The sequence below is a fragment of the Roseomonas sp. E05 genome (assembly GCF_030063475.1).
GTDB lineage: Bacteria > Pseudomonadota > Alphaproteobacteria > Acetobacterales > Acetobacteraceae > Pseudoroseomonas.
The window spans coordinates 1-15484 of sequence record NZ_JASIRT010000012.1 but is presented as its reverse complement, the minus strand read 5'-3'; the positions used below and the strand labels follow the sequence as shown (position 1 = coordinate 15484).

Sequence of the window (15484 nt, the reverse complement as noted above, 5' to 3'; positions counted from 1 at the left end):
GGAATGCGGGTGATCGTTGTCGGCGCAGGCGTGCTGGGCGCCAGCGCCGCCTATCATCTCATGGCGGGCGGCGCCGAGGTGACCATCCTCGACCCGATGGTGGAGGGCCGCGCCACCGCCGCCGGGGCCGGTATCGTCTGCCCCTGGCGCTCGGCGGTGAGCGATGCCGACTGGTACCGCCTTTCCAGCGGCGGCGCGCGCGACTACCCCGCCCTGGCGGCCCAGCTCGCCGAGGAGGGCGAGACGGAGCTGGGCTATCGCCGCGTCGGGGCGCTGATCATCGCCGGTGAGGATGGCGGGCTGGCGGAGGCCGAGGCGCGCATCCGCGCCCGCATGGAAACCGCGCCCGAGGCCGGCACGCTGCACCGCCTCTCGCCCGAGGAAGCACGCCGGCATTTCCCGCCGCTGCGCCCGGACGAGCCGGCGCTGCACCTGAGCGGCGCCGCGCGGGTGGATGGCCGCCTGCTGGCCGCCGCCCTGCTGCGGGCCGCCATCCGGCGGGGGGCGGAGGTGCAGCGGGACGGCGTGACGGGCCTCATCGGCACCGTCTCGCGGGTGCAGGGGGTGCGCGCCGGGCGGCGCGAGCTTTACGCCGATGCGGTGCTGCTCGCCGCCGGCGCCTGGGCGCCGCCGCTGCTGGCGCCGCTTGGCCTCGACCTCGCGGTGGTACCGCAGCGCGGGCAGATCCTGCATCTGGTGCTGCCGGGCATGCAGACGCGCGACTGGCCGGTGCTGCTGCCGATGAGCAGCCACTATCTCCTGGCCTTCGACGATTCGCGCGTGGTGGTGGGCGCGACGCGCGAGACCGGCTCGGGCTTCGACCACCGCCTGACCGCCGGGGGCGTGATGCAGGTGCTGCAACAGGCGCTCGGCGTCGCCCCCGGCCTCGCCTCCGCGACGCTGCACGAGATGCGCATCGGCATGCGGCCGATGTCGCCGGACCTGAAGCCGCTGCTCGGCCCGGTGCCGGGTCTGGAGGGGCTGGTGATCGGCAACGGCCTGGGCGCCAGCGGCCTGACCATCGGCCCCTATGCCGGGCGCCTGCTGGCGCAACACCTGTTGCGAGGCGAGGCCGAGATTTCCCTGGCGCCCTATGACCCGCTGCGACGCTGAAAATCTGGGGGAATGAATCCCCCAGGCCCCCTGCTTTTTTCTTCGGGTTCCCGCACGGGCGGCCCGCGCGCGCCAGAACTGACAGAAAGAAGATGGGGATCCGGGGGAATTCCTTCCCCCGGCCTTCTGGACAGACCCGCCGGCGGGAAGGCAAAGGCAGGACATGACGGACAGCGTCGGCTTCGACTTCACCCGCCTCTCGCCGCGGGACCGCTACAAGCTGCTGATCGGCACGGTGGTGCCGCGCCCGATCGCCTGGGTCACCACGGTGGGGCCAGAGGGGCGACCGAACGCCGCGCCCTACAGCTTCTTCAACTGCCTCTCGGCCGATCCGGCCATCGTCGCGCTCGGCATCGAGTTCCGCCCCGATGGCGCGCCGAAGGACACGGGGCACAACATCCGCGCCAGCGGCTGCTTCACCGTCAACATCGTCTCGGAGGCGCTGGTGGAGGCGATGAATGTCTGCGCCGTGCCCTTCCCGCCCGAGGTGGACGAGCTGGAGCAGGCCGGGCTCGCCCTGCTGCCCGGCATGGCGGTGGCCAGCCCGCGCATCGCCGCCGCGCCGGCCGCGCTGGAATGCCGGCTGCATTCCTTCCTGGAGATCGGCAGCTCGCGCGAGATCGTGCTGGGTGAGGTGGTGCACGCGCATCTCCGCGCCGATGCGGTGGACGGGCGCCTGCATGTGGACCCTGCGGTGCTGGACGCGGTGGGCCGCATGGGCGGGCACGGCTATGCCCGCACGCGGGACCGTTTCGACCTGCCGACCATGAGCGTGGCCGAATTCGCGGCCCGCGCCGACGCCTCCGATGCCTGACGCCCTGCATGAAAGCGAGACGATGATCCCTGCCCCCGCGCCCCTGCTGGTGACGCACAGCGGCAGCTTCCACTGCGACGACGCGCTGGCCTATGCGGTGCTGCGCCTGGCGCTCGGCCTGGGCCGCGCGGGGGAGGACCATCGCCTCGTCCGCACGCGGGACCCGGCGGTGATCGCCGCGGCGACGATCGCCTTTGACGTCGGCGGCATCCACGATCCCGCCACCGGACGCTTCGACCATCACCAGCGCGGCGCGCCGCAGCGGCCGGACGGGCTGCCCTTCAGCGCCGCGGGGCTGGTCTGGCAGCAGCATGGCGAGGCCGCCACGCGCGCCCTGCTGGCGCCGCTCGGCGCCGGGGGCATGGCCGCCGCCGTGGCGGCCGAGATCGACGCCACGGTGATCCGCAAGGTGGACGCCATCGACAACGGCATCGGCCCGCGCGAGGGTGCGCTCGGCCTGGCCGGGCTGGTGGCCGACTTCAACCCGGCCTGGGACTCCCCCGCGCTCGGCGATGCCGCCACCGAGGACGCCGCCTTCCTGGCCGCCTCGGCGCTGACGGAAGGGGTGCTGCGGCGGCGCGTAGCCGCCATCCGCGCCAGACTGGCGGCCGAGGCGGTGGTGGTCGCGGCGCAGGCCACGGCGGAGGACCCGCGCCTGCTGGTGCTGGATGCCAAGCTGCCCTGGCAGGAGCCGGTCTTCCGGCATGGCTGGCCGGTGCTCTACGCGATCTATCCGGTGCCCAACGGCAACTGGATGGTGGAAGCCATGCCGCCGGAACGCGGCAGCTTCGCCCAGCGCCTGCCGCTGCCCGAGCCCTGGGCCGGGCTGCAGGGCGCGGCGCTGGAGGCGGTCTGCGGCATTCCCGGCGCGGTCTTCGTGCATGCGCGCCGCTTCATCGGCAGCGCCCGCACGCGGGATGCCGCGCTGGCCATGGCGAGCGCCGCCATGGCGACCGGGCATGGCTGAGCGCCGCGGCTTGGCAGACCGGGCAGCCCGCTCCAGCATAATGACGACGCGCCGCCTGCGGGGCGGCAGGCAATGGAAGGCAGCAGCATGAGCGTGACCCAGCAGTCATTCCGGGCGGCGATGTCCCACCTGGCGGCGGCGGTGAACCTGATCACCACCGACGGCCCTGGCGGCCGCGCAGGCATGACGGCAAGCGCAGTGTGCAGCGTGACCGACAGCCCGCCGACGCTGCTGACCTGCATCAACCAGTCCGCCCGGCTGAACGGGTTGGTGAAGGCCAATGGCGTGTTCTGCGTGAACATCCTGGCCGCCGCGCACCAGGAGCTTTCCGGCCTCTTCGCCAACAACCGGGAGGAGATGGAGGCACGCTTCGCCATGGGGCACTGGGGGCGGCTCGTCACCGGCGCGCCGGCGCTGGAGGAGGCGCCGGTCTGCTGCGACTGCCGCGTGACCCAGGTGGTGGAGGCCGGCACGCACACCATCTTCCTGGGTGAGGTGGTCGGGCTGCGGGTGACGGAGGGCGAGCCGGACGGGCTGGTCTATTTCCGCCGCGCCTACCACCAGCTCGCCACGCTGCGGCCGCTGCCCAAGGCCTGAACCTTTCCCGAACCGGCCCAAAGGTCGAACCGGGGGAGAATGAATTCTCCCCCGCCCCCCCTCTTCTTTCCCGTCAGTTTGGCCGCGCTGACACAGCGCGCCCGCGCCGGGGCTGAAACAGCCCCGGCGACTGCGGCCGAGAACCGCCCCCGACACGGGCGCGACTGGAAACTGACAGAAAAAGGAGGGGGTTTGGGGGAGTTCATCTCCCCCAACCTTTCTTCGTCCAAGGGCAGCCTTGCGCTCCCTGGCCTTCCTACGCCGCCGGCGCCAGCGGCAGCACGACATGCGAGGGCCGCTCGGCATCGAGGCAGAGGGTGTTCACCGCCACCCGCATCCGCAGCCAGTCGCCTTCCGGCTCGCCGGTCTGCGGGTTGATGTCGTAGTGCGGGAACTCGCTGGCGGCGATGTCGAGCCGGATGCGGTGCCCAGCCTTGAACAGGTTGGCGGTCGGGAACAGCTCGACGGTCACGCGCTCCACCTGCCCTGGCACCATCGGCTTCGGGTTGGCGGGGTTCTCGCGGTAGAGCAGGCGAAGGATGCCCTCGCAGAGATTCATGGCGAAGCCCTGCGGGTAGTCCGCCGAGGCGGGATGCACGTCCACCAGCTTGGCGGCGATGTCGGCATCCGGCCCGTCGGTCGCCACCCAGAGATGCGCGGCCACCGGGCCGATCACCGTGATGTCCTCGGCCAGCGGCTCGGTCTGGAAGACCAGCACGTCCGCACGGGAGGCAAGCGGCAGATAGGGCGCGCGGTGACCGAACATGTCGGGCCGCTCGCGCTGGTCGTAGGGACCGCCGGAAATCACCGGCTCCATCGAGGTGATGGCGCCGCCCACCGTCGGCACGGGGTTGGCCGGGTCGGAGGTCCAGGAGAGCGGCGCGGCGCCGGCGACGGGCTTCGCTTCGCGCAGGCCGCCGTCGCGGTGCAGGTGGAAGGGCGTGAAGCGGGTGCCCGGCAACGGCCAGTCGGCAGCGCTGCGCCAGTGGCCGCCATGCTCCAGCCGGCCTTCGGCATTCTTTCGCCCGGAGCCGCCGCCCATGACGAAGACGCGCACCGGCGGGTCGTCCTCCACGCCGTTGCGCTCGCCCTTCAGCCAGCGGTCGAAGTAGCGGCGGCGGAACTGACGCCAGTCGCCGGCCCAGGAGTCGATGGTGGCCGCGGGGCCGAACTCCACCTCGCCGAAGGCGGTCTGCGAGCGGTTGCCATGCGTCCAGGGGCCGAGGATCAGCGAGGGCCGGCCGCGCCCGGCATCGCGCAGCCCGCAGTAATTCTCCACCGCCGTGCGCGGATAGGGGTCGTACCAGGAGGACATGTGGACGCTCGGCACCTCGGCATAGCGGCCGTGCCAGCCCTTGGCGTAGAGGCCGAGCCTCTTCCAGTAGTCGCCGAAGGCGCCCTGCCGCCACTGCTCGAAGAGATAGGCCTCATAGTCCGGCGCGTGGCGCACCGGGGAGTGGCCGGGCTTCCAGGGAAAGCGGGTGAACCAGGCGCGCAGGTCCTCCGCCTCGAAGGCGGCCGCGCGCACCGGGTCGGCCTGGGTCTCGGGGGCCAGCCGGCCCTGGTTGAAGGCCCAGCTCGCCTGCTTCAGCTCGAAGGCGCCGCCACGCCGGATGCCGCCATTCCAGGCATCGGAGAAGCCGCCGGAGTCGAGCACCTGCGCCGCCAGCCCCGGCGGGTCGAGGCATCCCAGCGAGGCCTGGGTATGCGCCGCATAGGACAGGCCCATGGTGCCGATGCGCCCGTTGCACCAGGGCTGCGCCACGATCCAGGCGCAGCAGTCGTAGCCGTCCTCGCCATCGGCCAGGTACTTCTCGAAGCTGCCCTCGCTGCCCCAGCGCCCCCGGCAGTCCTGGTAGACGACGGCATAGCCGGCCTGGGTGAAGAAGGCGGCGACGGCCTCGCGCGTCGCGGGCTTCGGCGCGGCGGCGGTCAGCTCGGCGCGGGAGGTCTCGCGCTTGCCGTAGGGAGTGCGCTCCAGGATGACAGGGAAGGGCCCGGCGCCTTCCGGCAGATAGACGTCAGTGGCCAGCCGCACGCCGTCGCGGCAGGGGACCATGTACTCATCTCGGCGCATCGGCGACTCGTCTCCGGTGATGGACGGCGCGGCAGCTTAGGCCAAAGCGCCAGCCCGTGCGCCTTCCGGGCCGGGCATTCCCGCCGCCCTCAGTGCAGGTGGCGCTTGCGCACCGCAGGCAGAGGGCAGGAGGGGCAGCCGGCCTCGAAGCCCGCCAGCCGATAGCGCAGGCAGCAGACGCGGCGGCGGACAGCGGGGGTGCCCTCCTCCTCGACATGCCGGACGGTCTGCGGCAGCGGGTTGGCCCAGGCGGCCTCCGCTCCCGCCTCCTCCGCCCCCTCCTCCTCCGCCCCCTCCTCCTCCGCCCAGTGCGGCAGGCCGAAGAGCAGGCGCTGCGCCGGGGCGGTATCCGCCTGGCCTTCCAGCAGGCGCAGCACATGGTCGCAGCGGATTCCGGCATTGCACCAGAACAGCCGCGGCGAGGCGCCGCTGGCCTCGCTCAGCGCCTGCACGATCGGCTCCAGATGGCCGCGCAGCAGGCCGGCAAAGCGGCTGCAACTCTGCGGCTGCGCGCAGGGGCGCCCGGCATGGGCGATGCGGAAGGCCGCCGGCGCGCCGTCCGGCCCCAGGATCAGCGCCATATCCTCCGCCCGCACCGGAAGGTCGCGCCCGAGCAGCAGGCTGGCGCCGAGCACGGGATAGATCAGGCGAGCGAAATAGTACTGGCTCCACATGGAGAAGCTGGCCTGCCGTTCCTGCCGCGAGAGGCGCTCGGTGAAGGGCGTGGCGATGGCGGCCAGGGTCTCGGCCTCGCAGAGGGCCGCGCAGGGGATCGCCGGACGCCCGTCATCGGCCGGCACGAGGCATTCGCGGGCGAAGGCCAGCGGTCCGGAGAGGGCGGGGGCGAGGTCCGGAATCATCGGCGGCGGGACTCCAATCGCAGCGGCAGGGCCACGCCGTTTGTTGACATTAATTCGCATTTGCGTCCAGCCCCATCGGGGTCTCCGGCAAACTTCCCGCGCGCCGCACGTTACCCCGGGAGCTGAAGGGGGACGGACCATGACTCGTCTGCACGGCGCTTCCTGCCCGCACTGCTCCGGCACGGGGCTGCTCGGCTCCATCGGCCTCGGCGTGGCCGCCGGGGTCGCCGCGGCCGCGGGCGTGATGCTCGGCCGCAAGGCCGTCACGGCCGCACAGGTCGGCCAGGGCCACCCGCTCAAGCACCGCCTGCTTGATGCGGCGGCGGGCGCGATGCAGCGGAAATACCCGCTGGAGGCGATGAGCACCTATCTCAACGGCTTCCACTTCTATGCCGACGACATGGGGCGGCAGGTCGAGGCGACGCATTTCTGCATCCACCTCCAGCACGACCTGCATCAATGCGTGATTTTCGACTCCAACCGGCCGGACGCGCGGCTGATCGGCATCGAGTACATCATCAGCGAGGAGCGCTTCAGCCGCCTGCCCGAGGAGGAGAAGCGCCTCTGGCACAGCCACCACTACGAGGTGAAGTCCGGCACGCTGATGGCTCCCGGCATCCCCGAGCTGGCGGAGCACGCCTACTTCAAGGACCTCGTCAGCACCTACGGCAAAACCTTCCACACCTGGCAGATCGACCGGGATGACTTCCCCTACGGCATCCCGCAACTGATGATGGGCTTCACCGGGGATGGCCAGGCCGACCCGGCGATGATCGGGGCACGCGACGGCCGGCTCGGCGTCTCCTCGGAACGTCGCCGCCAGCAGCGGGCCGACATCCCCATGCCGGATCTGGTTCCGGGGGCCAATTCCTGGGAGAGCGGCCGGACCGTGCAGACGCGGCTCGAAGAGATGGACTTCAAGGGCCAGCCGCCACGCCGCTGAGGCGGACGAAAAAAACGTGCGCTGGCGACCAGAGCGCTTTCCGTTCGCTCTGGCCCATGGAAAACGCCCTGGCCGTTTGTTTTGACGAGCATCTTCACCCGTTCCGATGATGCCATCGGAACGGGATCTGCTCTGGCGCCGGAAACTCGAAGAAAAAAGATGGGGGTCTGGGGGAATTCATTCCCCCAGCAATACCTCAACCTGCCCGTCGTTCACCCGCGTCGGGAAGGTGCGCAGGTCGCACTCGGCCGGGCTGCTGAGCGCCTTTCCTGTCTGCACATCGAATTGCGCGCCGTGCAGCGGACATTCCACCGTGGTGCCGTCCAGCCAGCCATCGGAGAGCAGCGCGAAGGCGTGGGTGCAGACATTGTCGGTCGCGAAGAAGGCGCCGTCGACATTGTAGAGGGCGACATGGACGTCGCCCACCTTCGCGGCGAAGATCTCGCCGTCCGGCAGATCACCGGCAGCGATCATGCGGTGCCAGGACCCGGTTTCCTCAGCCATGTCTCATCCTTCTAAGGCGTGGCGGCAGGCCTGCATCATACGCTGTAAAAGTCGAGCGCGGTGGGGATCATGTCGTTCACCAGCAGGACCTTCTTGCGGGCGATGCGCCAGATCCCGTCCGCCTCACGGCGCAGCTGGTGCTCATAGCGGCCGAAATAGAGATGCGGCTTGCCCACGCGCGGGTCGTAGTCGTGCACCGTCCAGCTCGCGGTGGATTCGATGCTGTCCTCGGCGATGCGCAGCGGCAGGATGTTGGTCACCATGTGCACCGTGCGCGGCAGCGGCAGCGCGGTGACCGACTTGCGCGTGCGGATGCGCAGGATGCGCTCCTCCAGCCCGACGCGGCTGTCGTGATAGATCAGCGAGATCTCCCGGTCGGGATCGCTGGTGGTGCGGTGCTCGTCGATCCAGGCGGGAATCCAGAACTCGGCATCCTCGGTGTAGAGGTCCAGCCAGGCGTCCCAGTCCTGCCGGTCGAGCAGCAGGCCCTCGCGGTAGAGCAGTTCGGCGCAGAGCGCCGTGGTCGCGGCATCGGTCATGGCGCTCACCCCCTCGGCGCGCCGCGCGTCATCAGGCGCAGCCATTCCCGATAGCTGGCGTGGAAGCAGGTCTCGTCGCCGAAGGCGAGGCTGCCGCGCGCCTCCGCCAGCGGCCGGGCACCGATCTCGGCGGCCAGCGCCTCCGCCCGCGGCGTCCCGCCGAGGCCGCGCGCATAGCCCTGGGTCCAGCCATCCGCGTCCGCCGCGTAGCCGGACTGGCAGAACTCGTACATCACGTTGTCGTCGGAGGTGGCGAGGCCGGTCGGGTTGAAGAAGTCCTCGTAGTTGCGGATGCGCAGGCGGCGCGCCGCCGCGTCCTCGCCGGCCGGCGCCAGGCAGTGCGAGGTCATCTCGGTGCGGTCCGCCGCCAGCGGCCGCCAGGTGCGGAGCTGCAGCGAGACGATGTCGATGATCTGCAGGTTCGGGAAGATCGTCAGGTTGCGCTGGCGCAGCATCCACTTGAGCTTCGCATCGCCGACCCGCGCGCGCACCTCCGCCATCCGTTCCCTGTCGAAGGAGAGCGGGCGCAGGCCGCGCGGCGGGTTGCGGATCGACCACATGACCGAGTGGCCATTGGCAAAGCTGAAGCTGCCCTGTTCCTCCGGGTCGTGTTCCGCCGGCAGCGGCACCGGCGAGGGTGCGCGCTTCGCCCGGCGCTGCAGCACGTCCACATAGGAGCTGTGGGTGGAGGCGAAGTGATAGAAGTCCAGCCCGTTCTCCAGCTGCAGCTTCCAGTTGGCGTCGTAGGTATAGGTCACCGGGCCGGGCACGTATTCCCAGCCGGTCGTGCTCTGGTCCAGCACCAGGTCGAGCATGGCGCGCGCCTCGCCGAGATGCTCCTCCAGCGCCGGCACGTCCGCCGAGAGGCTGGCGAAGAGCAGGCCGCGGTAGTTGCCGAAGCGCGGCACCTCCACGAGGTCGTGGCTCTCTTCCTCGAAGGCGGCGGGGTACTGCGCGTCCTCGCGGTCGGTGATCAGGATGTTGCGGCCGCCGCTGTCATAGGCCCAGCCGTGATAGCGGCAGACATGGAACTTCTGCCGTCCCTGGCGGAAGGGGCAGACCACGGCGCCGCGGTGGCGGCAGGTGTTGAGGAAGCAGTGCAGCTTCCCCTCCCCGTCCCGCGTCAGCAGGATGGGCTGGCGGCCGAGATGGGTGGTGACGAAGTCGTTCGGCCGTGCGACCTGGCTCTCCAGCCCGACGAACATCCAGCTCCCCTCGAAGATGCGCTGCATCTCCATCTCGAAGATGGCGGGATCGCGGAACATGTCGCGATGCACGCGGAACACGCCATCGGCGGGCCGGTCCTCGACCAGTTCGGCCGGGCTCCTGGGGCGAAGGCTCATGGGCGGATCTCCCGGTTGAAGTGCGGAGGCGCGTCAGTCGAGCGCGATGTCGGCGGTCTTCGCCACCTCGCGCCACCTGGCCATCTCGGCCTGCAGGAAGGCCTGCAGTTCCTCGGCGGTGGACGGCTCGGGCTCGACGCCGAGCGGCCGCACCCTGGCGGCGAAGGCGCCGGAGGCGACCACCGCCCGCAGGTCGGCGGAGATCTTCCGCGCGATCTCGGGCGGCAGGCCGGCAGGCGCCACCATGGCCTGGAAGGCCGAGACGACGAAGCCGGGATAGGTGGCAGCGATGACCGGGTACTGCGGCGCGTCCGGCAGCGGCGCCGCGCTGGCGACGGCAACGACCTTCAGGCGCCCGGCCTCGACATGCGGCCGCACCGAACTCCACAGGTCGAACATCAGCGGCACGCGGCCGGCCAGCACGTCGGTGAGCGCCGGGGCGCTGCCGTTGTAGGGGACGTGCTCCAGCCGCAGGCCGGCCCGCTGCTTCAGCAGCTCACCGGCCATGTGGCCGCCGGTGCCGGGACCAGGCGAGGCATAGGCCAGCGGCTCGCCCTCCGCTGTGGCCCGCGCCGTGAGCCGGGCGAGCGTATCGGCCTCGAACTTCGGCGAGGCCACCAGCACGAAGGGCGAGGTGACCATCATGCCGATGGCGGCGAAATCCTTCTCCGTGTCGTAGGAGAGCGACTTGCGCACCGCCGGGTTGATGACGAAGGAGTTGGTGGCGACGCCGATCGTGTAGCCGTCATGCGGCGCCTGGGCCATGAGGTTGGTGCCGAGGATGGTGCCGGCGCCGCCGCGGTTCTCCACCACGACCGGCTGTTTCCAGATCTCGCCCAGCGCCTCCGCCACGATACGGGCGATCACGTCGGTCGGCCCGCCCGCCGCGAAGGGCACGATGATGCGGACGGGGCGCGCCGGGAAAGCCTCCGCCGCCACGCTTCCGCGCACCAGGCCGGCGGTCAGCGCCGCCGCGGCGCCGGCCAGGGCCGCGCGCCTGCTCACTGTCGTCATCGTCCTTCCTCCTCCGCCCCCTTCTCGTGGGGGATCTTGTGCAAGCCTCACCCGCTTGCCGCCTCGGCCCGGTGCGCGACGGGGATGCGCGCGGCCGGATCGGCGAGCAGCGCCCGTGGCACCGGCTGGCCGGCGCGGATCGCCTGGCGCAGCATGCCGATGTCCCGCCCGTTGTTCACCGCCACCGCGCCGACCGGCCGCCCGGCCTCGTCCAGCGCCACCAGCGTCCATTTGCGCGTGGTCACATCGCCCCGCGCCACCAGCTCAACCCCCGCATCCGGCAGGCCAATGGACTGGATGTTGCAGCCGAACTGGTCCGACCAGAGCCAGGGCAGCTCCACGTAGCGCGCGGGCAGGCCGCACATCGCGCGGGCGGCGGTCAGCGGTTGCTCCGAGGCGGTCCTCCAGGATTCCACACGCAGGCGGCGGCCCAGGGCAGGGACGGGATGGCAGGTCACCTCGCCGGCGGCGAAGATCAGCGGATCGGCGGTGCGGCAGGCCTCGTCCACCAGGATGCCGTCCTGCACCGGCAGGCCTGCCGTCATCGCCAGTTCGACATTCGGCCGGATGCCGATGCCCACCACCGCCAGGTCGGCCTGCAGCGCACCGCCCGCGAAGCCCAGGCTCACGGCGCCGGCCGCGCCGCCGCCGGTCAGCGCCTCGACACAGGCACCGAGGCGCAGCTCCACGCCTTCCGCGCGGTGCAGCGCCGCCACCCAATCGGCCAGCGCCGCCGGCATCCCGCGGGCGAGCAGGCGCGGTGCCGCCTCGACGACGGTGACGGCGCAGCCGCGCATCCGGGCGGCGGCGGCCACCTCCAGCCCGATGAAGCCGCCGCCGACCACGGCGACGTGCCGCGCTTGCGTCAAGGCGGCGCCGAGCCGCTCCGCATCGGCGAGGCTGCGCAGCAGATGCACCGCCTCGCCCTCCGCCAGGGCCGCCGGCAGGCCGCACGGGCGCGAGCCGGTGGCCAGCAGCAGGCGGTCATAGGGGAAGTGGCGGCCATCTCCGGCGGTCACCCGCTGAGCGGCGCGATCGATCTCCACGACCTGCGTGGCGGGATGATGCGCGATCCCGAGCGCCGCATAGTCGGCCGCCTCCTTGAGCACCAGCGCCTCCGGCCGGATCTGGCCGAGCAGGAATTCCTTGGAGAGCGGCGGCCGGTCATAGGGCAGGCCCGGTTCGGCGCCGAGCAGCGTCACCTGCGCGGTGGTGTCCAGCCGGCGCAGCTCGACGGCGGCCCGGTGACCGGCCAGCCCGGCGCCGACGATCACATGGCGCAGGCCCTGCCCCTTCCGTGGCGTGTCCGGCGGTTCGGCGCGCGTGCGCTCGGCGTCCATGGCGTTGTCCTGCCTCCCTTTGCAGGCAATCTCGGCCGGAAGCGCCTGGACCGGTAGTATCAGATTTCCGCAATATGAACCGGTACAGTCGGCGTGAGGAGGAGGCCGGATGCGGCGCTACGAGGCCGTCGCCGGGACGGTGCGGCGGCAGATCGAGGCGGGCACGCTGAAGGCCGGCGACCGGGTTCCCTCGATCCGCGAGATGAAGGCGCAGACCGGCTTCAGCACCGTGACGGTGCAGCATGGCTATGCCCTGCTGGAAAGCGCCGGGGAGATCCGCGCGCAGGCGCGCTCCGGCTACTTCGTCGCGGCCGCGCCGCAGCGGCCTGCCGAATTCCCGCAGGAGGCCGAGGCCGCGCCACGGCCCGGGGCGCGGCCGGTGAATCTGGATGAGCTGGCCTTCCGCATCGCCTCCGCCGGGCAGCGGGAGGGGCAGGAAGCCTTCGGCGCCGCCCTGCCCAGCCGCGACCTGTTCGACGAGACCGGCCTGCACCGGCAGCTCTGCCGGGTGCTGCGGCGCACGGCGCACCGGGGCGTGGAACCCTGCCCGCCGGATGGCGACCCGCTGCTGCGCGAGATGATCGCGCGGCGCGCGGCGCGGCGCGGCGTCATCGTCAGCCCTGACGCGGTGCTGACCACCAGCAGCGGCCTGGCCGGGCTCAACCTCTGCCTGGACACGCTGACCGCGCCGGGCGACGTGGTGCTGGTCGAGAGCCCTTCCTTCTTTCCCCTGCTCGCCGCGTTGCACCGCCGCCGCCTGCAGGCGCTGGAGATCTATTCGCACCCGCGCAGCGGCGTGGACCCGGACCAGTTCGAGCACCTGCTGCGGCGCAATGCGGTGCGGCTCTGCGTGATGATGCCGGCGCACCACTCGCCGACGGGCGTGACCTACAGCGAGGCGGCGATGCGCGGGATCGTGGCGGCCGCGGCGCGGCATGGCGTGCCGATCCTGGAATGCGACGTCTATGGCGAGCTGGGCTATGGCGCCGAGCCGGCCCCCTCGCTGAAGCGCTACGACACGGAGGAGACGGTGGTGCAGTTCGGCAGCTTCGCGGGCACCCTGCCGGCGGGCTACGGGCTGGGCTGGGTCCTCGGCGTCCGCCACCGTCGGACATTGCTGGAGCAGCAGTTCCTCAACAGCCTGGTGACCGACGACGCGGCGCGGCAGCGCGCGGTGGCGGACTACATCCTGCAGCGCCAGTACGAGCGGCGGCTGCGGCGGGTGCAGCAGGCGCTGGCGGCGCGGATGCAGCACGGGCTCTCGCTCATCGCCCGGCACTTCCCGCCGAGCTGCGCCGTTTCACGGCCCAGCGGCGGCTTCATGTGCTGGATCCGCGGCCCGCGCGAGTTCGACGCGCTGGCGGCCTCCCGCCAGGCGCTGCGACTCGGCATCTCGCTGGCGCCGGGACCGATATTCTCGGTCACGCAGGCCTTCGAGAACTTCATCGGCCTGAACTTCTCCTTTCCCTGGGATGCGGCGCAGGAGGAGAAGCTCCGGACGGTCGGCCGGCTGCTGGCGGGCCAGGGGCCGGCGCCGCCCACAGCCGCCTCCCCCTGAAGCCGGAGGAAAAAAGGACCTTGAGAGGAATTCCTTCCCCCAGCCTTTTGCCGCCCTCAGGGCCGCCGATACGGCCCGGTGAAGAGGTCGCCCAACGCCCAGCGCAGGCGGTAGGTGATGCGGCGCTGCGCCAGGTGGTGGGGCCTGTCGTGCAGCAGATGGCAGCGCTGGCAGAGGCTGCGCAGGTTGCGCGGATGGTTGTGCGTCGGGTCATGGTCCAGATGGGCGGTGGCGAGCACCACGCGGCTGGTCCGGGCGGCCGCCAGTTCCTCCGGCTTCACGGCGGCGCAGCGGCGGCCGTCCCCGTCACGCCAGGGGCCGCCCTCCGCCTCCTGCCAGCGGCCGTCGGGCAGGCACCGGACGGTGGCGCCATGGGGACGGCGGCAGCGCTCGCAGCGCCCTCCGGCGCGGCCGAAGCGGATGGCATGGCTGAGCTGGGCCCAATCGATCGGGTAGAGCCAGCGCAACTCGGGGCGGATGGGCATGGCCGGCGAGCGTATCACGGCCGGCGGGGCAAGGCGAGAAAGGCCGCGCTTCACCTCCGCGGTGTAGAGATGGAGAGGAAGCTGCATCCGACCCGCCTCCCCGGCGTTCCTCCCCTGCCGTCACCTTAACGGAGCTTGGAAGATGCCCGCGAAAAAGGACAAAGAGGTTGTCGATAAGCCGAAGCCCGGCAACAAGCCGAATGCGCTGCAGCAGCCGCTGAAGCCCTCGCCGGAACTGGCCGGCATCGTGGGGGCCGAGCCGCTCTCCCGCGGCGACGTGGTCAGCAAGGTCTGGGACTACATCAAGGCGAACAATCTGCAGAACCCGGAGAACCGCCGCGAGATCGTCGCCGACGACAAGCTGCGCAAGGTCTTCGGCAAGGATCGCGTCACCATGTTCGAGATGAACAAGCATCTCTCCAACCACCTGAAGTGAGGCGGCGACAGCGGGCGAAGGGCCGGGCGTGGCTTTGCGGCGCCGGGCTGGCGCTGCTCGCCGCGCTCGCCGCCTGCGATGACCAGCCCGCCAGGGAGACGTCCGAGGCCGCCGAGGCGGGCCCCGCGCGGCGCGCGGCCGAAGCGGCGCTGCAGGCCACGGCCGGCGGCGCTGTCGCCATGCGGGGGGTGCAGGTCTATCGGCAGGCCGTCGGGCGGAGCAGCGCCGTCTGCGGCCAGGTGAACCTGCAGCCGGGCGGGGGAGAGAGCCTGTTCACCCTGTTCGTCGCCATCGTCACGCCGGCGGAGGGCGAAGGCCGTCCCACCGTCGAGCAGCATGTCGCCACTTCGAGCACAACCGCCTCGCGCGTCTTCGTCGAGATGGTGAGCCGCTGCTATGACGGTGGTGGGCCGCAGCCCGGCCAGCGCCCAGGCGCGCCGCCGCTGATGCCCCCCGTGCCGGACCGGATGCCGCAGGCCACGCCGGCACCGCCCGCCCCGCCACCACGCGCCGAGCGCGAGCCGATGCCCATGCCCTCGCCGTCCGCAGCGGCGGCACCGCAGGAGACGGCCGCTCCCTCTCCCGCAGCCGGCGGCCGTCGCGTCACGCTGCGCCAGAACGGGAACGTGCGCGCGCATCCCAATGGTGGCGGCATGGTGCTGCGGGTGGTGGAGCAGGGCTTCACGCTGCGCGTCTTCGCCGAGGCGCCGGGCGGATGGCTGCAGGTTGGCGACACGGAGCCCTGGGGCTGGCTGCATGAAAGCCTGGTGACACCCTAGGCGGTGGTGACGATTTCCTGATCTGAGGGATTCCGCTGCTGAGCGGGGCGTGATTCAAGGCTGGCTTTTGGAGGCTGGCCTGGATGAGCGCGGACCCGGATGCGTTGCGCGATGA

At 71.6% G+C, this 15484-nt stretch carries 16 protein-coding genes; 8 read left to right on the top strand and 8 right to left on the bottom strand.

What is annotated here, in order from left to right:
• Positions 1–3 precede the first annotated feature (3 nt).
• The 4 genes from QMO56_RS13785 to QMO56_RS13770 all read left to right on the top strand — a co-directional run bounded on the left by QMO56_RS13785 (position 4) and on the right by QMO56_RS13770 (position 3491).
• Positions 4–1113: an FAD-binding oxidoreductase gene (locus QMO56_RS13785; protein ID WP_283526519.1), complete on the top strand. Its 1110-nt coding sequence runs from the start codon at positions 4–6 to the stop codon at positions 1111–1113.
• Positions 1114–1276: 163 nt separating this feature from the next.
• Complete coding sequence (locus QMO56_RS13780) at positions 1277–1927, top strand: flavin reductase family protein (protein ID WP_283526518.1); 651 nt, start codon at positions 1277–1279, stop codon at positions 1925–1927.
• Positions 1928–1949: 22 nt separating this feature from the next.
• Positions 1950–2894 carry an MYG1 family protein gene (locus QMO56_RS13775; protein WP_283526517.1) on the top strand — a complete coding sequence of 315 codons (945 nt, stop codon included), beginning with the start codon at positions 1950–1952 and terminating at the stop codon, positions 2892–2894.
• Between the two features lie 87 nt (positions 2895–2981).
• Complete coding sequence (locus QMO56_RS13770) at positions 2982–3491, top strand: flavin reductase (RefSeq protein WP_283526516.1); 510 nt, start codon at positions 2982–2984, stop codon at positions 3489–3491.
• 256 nt (positions 3492–3747) lie between these two features.
• Here QMO56_RS13770 and QMO56_RS13765 read toward each other — a convergent pair whose 3' ends face one another.
• Together QMO56_RS13765 and fhuF are read right to left on the bottom strand one after the other, a co-directional pair.
• Positions 3748–5568 (bottom strand): CocE/NonD family hydrolase, encoded by a 1821-nt coding sequence (locus QMO56_RS13765; protein ID WP_283526515.1) that lies wholly within the window; start codon positions 5566–5568, stop codon positions 3748–3750.
• A gap of 89 nt (positions 5569–5657) precedes the next feature.
• On the bottom strand, positions 5658–6428 hold the full coding sequence (gene fhuF / locus QMO56_RS13760) for a siderophore-iron reductase FhuF (RefSeq protein WP_283526514.1): 771 nt from the start codon (positions 6426–6428) through the stop codon (positions 5658–5660).
• 139 nt (positions 6429–6567) lie between these two features.
• On the opposite strand from fhuF, the gene QMO56_RS13755 reads away from it, so the two are divergent.
• The gene (locus tag QMO56_RS13755) at positions 6568–7371 is read left to right on the top strand and encodes an OBAP family protein (protein ID WP_283526513.1); all 804 of its coding nucleotides are present in this window, start codon (positions 6568–6570) and stop codon (positions 7369–7371) included.
• 177 nt (positions 7372–7548) lie between these two features.
• On the opposite strand, the gene QMO56_RS13750 is transcribed toward QMO56_RS13755, so the two are convergent.
• From QMO56_RS13750 to QMO56_RS13730, 5 genes are read right to left on the bottom strand one after another with little or no spacing between them, the layout of a single operon-like run.
• Positions 7549–7875 (bottom strand): non-heme iron oxygenase ferredoxin subunit, encoded by a 327-nt coding sequence (locus QMO56_RS13750; RefSeq protein WP_283526512.1) that lies wholly within the window; start codon positions 7873–7875, stop codon positions 7549–7551.
• Between the two features lie 35 nt (positions 7876–7910).
• Positions 7911–8414, bottom strand: a complete 504-nt coding sequence (locus tag QMO56_RS13745; RefSeq protein WP_283526511.1) for an aromatic-ring-hydroxylating dioxygenase subunit beta — start codon at positions 8412–8414, stop codon at positions 7911–7913.
• Positions 8415–8419: 5 nt separating this feature from the next.
• A complete protein-coding gene (locus QMO56_RS13740; protein WP_283526510.1) occupies positions 8420–9757 on the bottom strand; it encodes an aromatic ring-hydroxylating dioxygenase subunit alpha in 1338 nt (445 codons plus the stop codon).
• A gap of 33 nt (positions 9758–9790) precedes the next feature.
• Positions 9791–10771, bottom strand: coding sequence for a tripartite tricarboxylate transporter substrate binding protein (locus tag QMO56_RS13735; protein ID WP_283526509.1), 981 nt, complete (start codon positions 10769–10771; stop codon positions 9791–9793).
• Positions 10772–10818: 47 nt separating this feature from the next.
• On the bottom strand, positions 10819–12111 hold the full coding sequence (locus QMO56_RS13730; RefSeq protein WP_283526508.1) for an NAD(P)/FAD-dependent oxidoreductase: 1293 nt from the start codon (positions 12109–12111) through the stop codon (positions 10819–10821).
• A gap of 109 nt (positions 12112–12220) precedes the next feature.
• On the opposite strand from QMO56_RS13730, the gene QMO56_RS13725 reads away from it, so the two are divergent.
• Positions 12221–13669: a PLP-dependent aminotransferase family protein gene (locus QMO56_RS13725; protein WP_283526507.1), complete on the top strand. Its 1449-nt coding sequence runs from the start codon at positions 12221–12223 to the stop codon at positions 13667–13669.
• A gap of 56 nt (positions 13670–13725) precedes the next feature.
• Here the strand turns inward: QMO56_RS13725 and QMO56_RS13720 are convergent, their stop codons facing one another.
• Positions 13726–14241 carry a hypothetical protein gene (locus QMO56_RS13720; RefSeq protein WP_283526506.1) on the bottom strand — a complete coding sequence of 172 codons (516 nt, stop codon included), beginning with the start codon at positions 14239–14241 and terminating at the stop codon, positions 13726–13728.
• A gap of 55 nt (positions 14242–14296) precedes the next feature.
• Here QMO56_RS13720 and QMO56_RS13715 point away from each other — a divergent pair, with 55 nt between their 5' ends.
• Positions 14297–14590, top strand: coding sequence for an SWIB/MDM2 domain-containing protein (locus tag QMO56_RS13715; RefSeq protein ID WP_283526505.1), 294 nt, complete (start codon positions 14297–14299; stop codon positions 14588–14590).
• A complete protein-coding gene (locus QMO56_RS13710; protein ID WP_283526504.1) occupies positions 14587–15369 on the top strand; it encodes an SH3 domain-containing protein in 783 nt (260 codons plus the stop codon). The genes QMO56_RS13715 and QMO56_RS13710 overlap by 4 nt, the downstream gene beginning before the upstream one ends.
• Positions 15370–15484 lie beyond the last annotated feature (115 nt).

Excerpts from the sequence above, each read along its gene's own strand:
- QMO56_RS13785 (WP_283526519.1), top strand. The coding sequence starts at position 4 with ATGCGGGTGATCGTTGTCGGCGCAGGCGTGCTGGGCGCCAGCGCCGCC.
- QMO56_RS13780 (WP_283526518.1), top strand. The coding sequence starts at position 1,277 with ATGACGGACAGCGTCGGCTTCGACTTCACCCGCCTCTCGCCGCGGGAC.
- QMO56_RS13775 (WP_283526517.1), top strand. The coding sequence starts at position 1,950 with ATGATCCCTGCCCCCGCGCCCCTGCTGGTGACGCACAGCGGCAGCTTC.
- QMO56_RS13770 (WP_283526516.1), top strand. The coding sequence starts at position 2,982 with ATGAGCGTGACCCAGCAGTCATTCCGGGCGGCGATGTCCCACCTGGCG.
- QMO56_RS13765 (WP_283526515.1), bottom strand. The coding sequence starts at position 5,568 with ATGCGCCGAGATGAGTACATGGTCCCCTGCCGCGACGGCGTGCGGCTG.
- fhuF (WP_283526514.1), bottom strand. The coding sequence starts at position 6,428 with ATGATTCCGGACCTCGCCCCCGCCCTCTCCGGACCGCTGGCCTTCGCC.
- QMO56_RS13755 (WP_283526513.1), top strand. The coding sequence starts at position 6,568 with ATGACTCGTCTGCACGGCGCTTCCTGCCCGCACTGCTCCGGCACGGGG.
- QMO56_RS13750 (WP_283526512.1), bottom strand. The coding sequence starts at position 7,875 with ATGGCTGAGGAAACCGGGTCCTGGCACCGCATGATCGCTGCCGGTGAT.
- QMO56_RS13745 (WP_283526511.1), bottom strand. The coding sequence starts at position 8,414 with ATGACCGATGCCGCGACCACGGCGCTCTGCGCCGAACTGCTCTACCGC.
- QMO56_RS13740 (WP_283526510.1), bottom strand. The coding sequence starts at position 9,757 with ATGAGCCTTCGCCCCAGGAGCCCGGCCGAACTGGTCGAGGACCGGCCC.
- QMO56_RS13735 (WP_283526509.1), bottom strand. The coding sequence starts at position 10,771 with ATGACGACAGTGAGCAGGCGCGCGGCCCTGGCCGGCGCCGCGGCGGCG.
- QMO56_RS13730 (WP_283526508.1), bottom strand. The coding sequence starts at position 12,111 with ATGGACGCCGAGCGCACGCGCGCCGAACCGCCGGACACGCCACGGAAG.
- QMO56_RS13725 (WP_283526507.1), top strand. The coding sequence starts at position 12,221 with ATGCGGCGCTACGAGGCCGTCGCCGGGACGGTGCGGCGGCAGATCGAG.
- QMO56_RS13720 (WP_283526506.1), bottom strand. The coding sequence starts at position 14,241 with ATGCAGCTTCCTCTCCATCTCTACACCGCGGAGGTGAAGCGCGGCCTT.
- QMO56_RS13715 (WP_283526505.1), top strand. The coding sequence starts at position 14,297 with ATGCCCGCGAAAAAGGACAAAGAGGTTGTCGATAAGCCGAAGCCCGGC.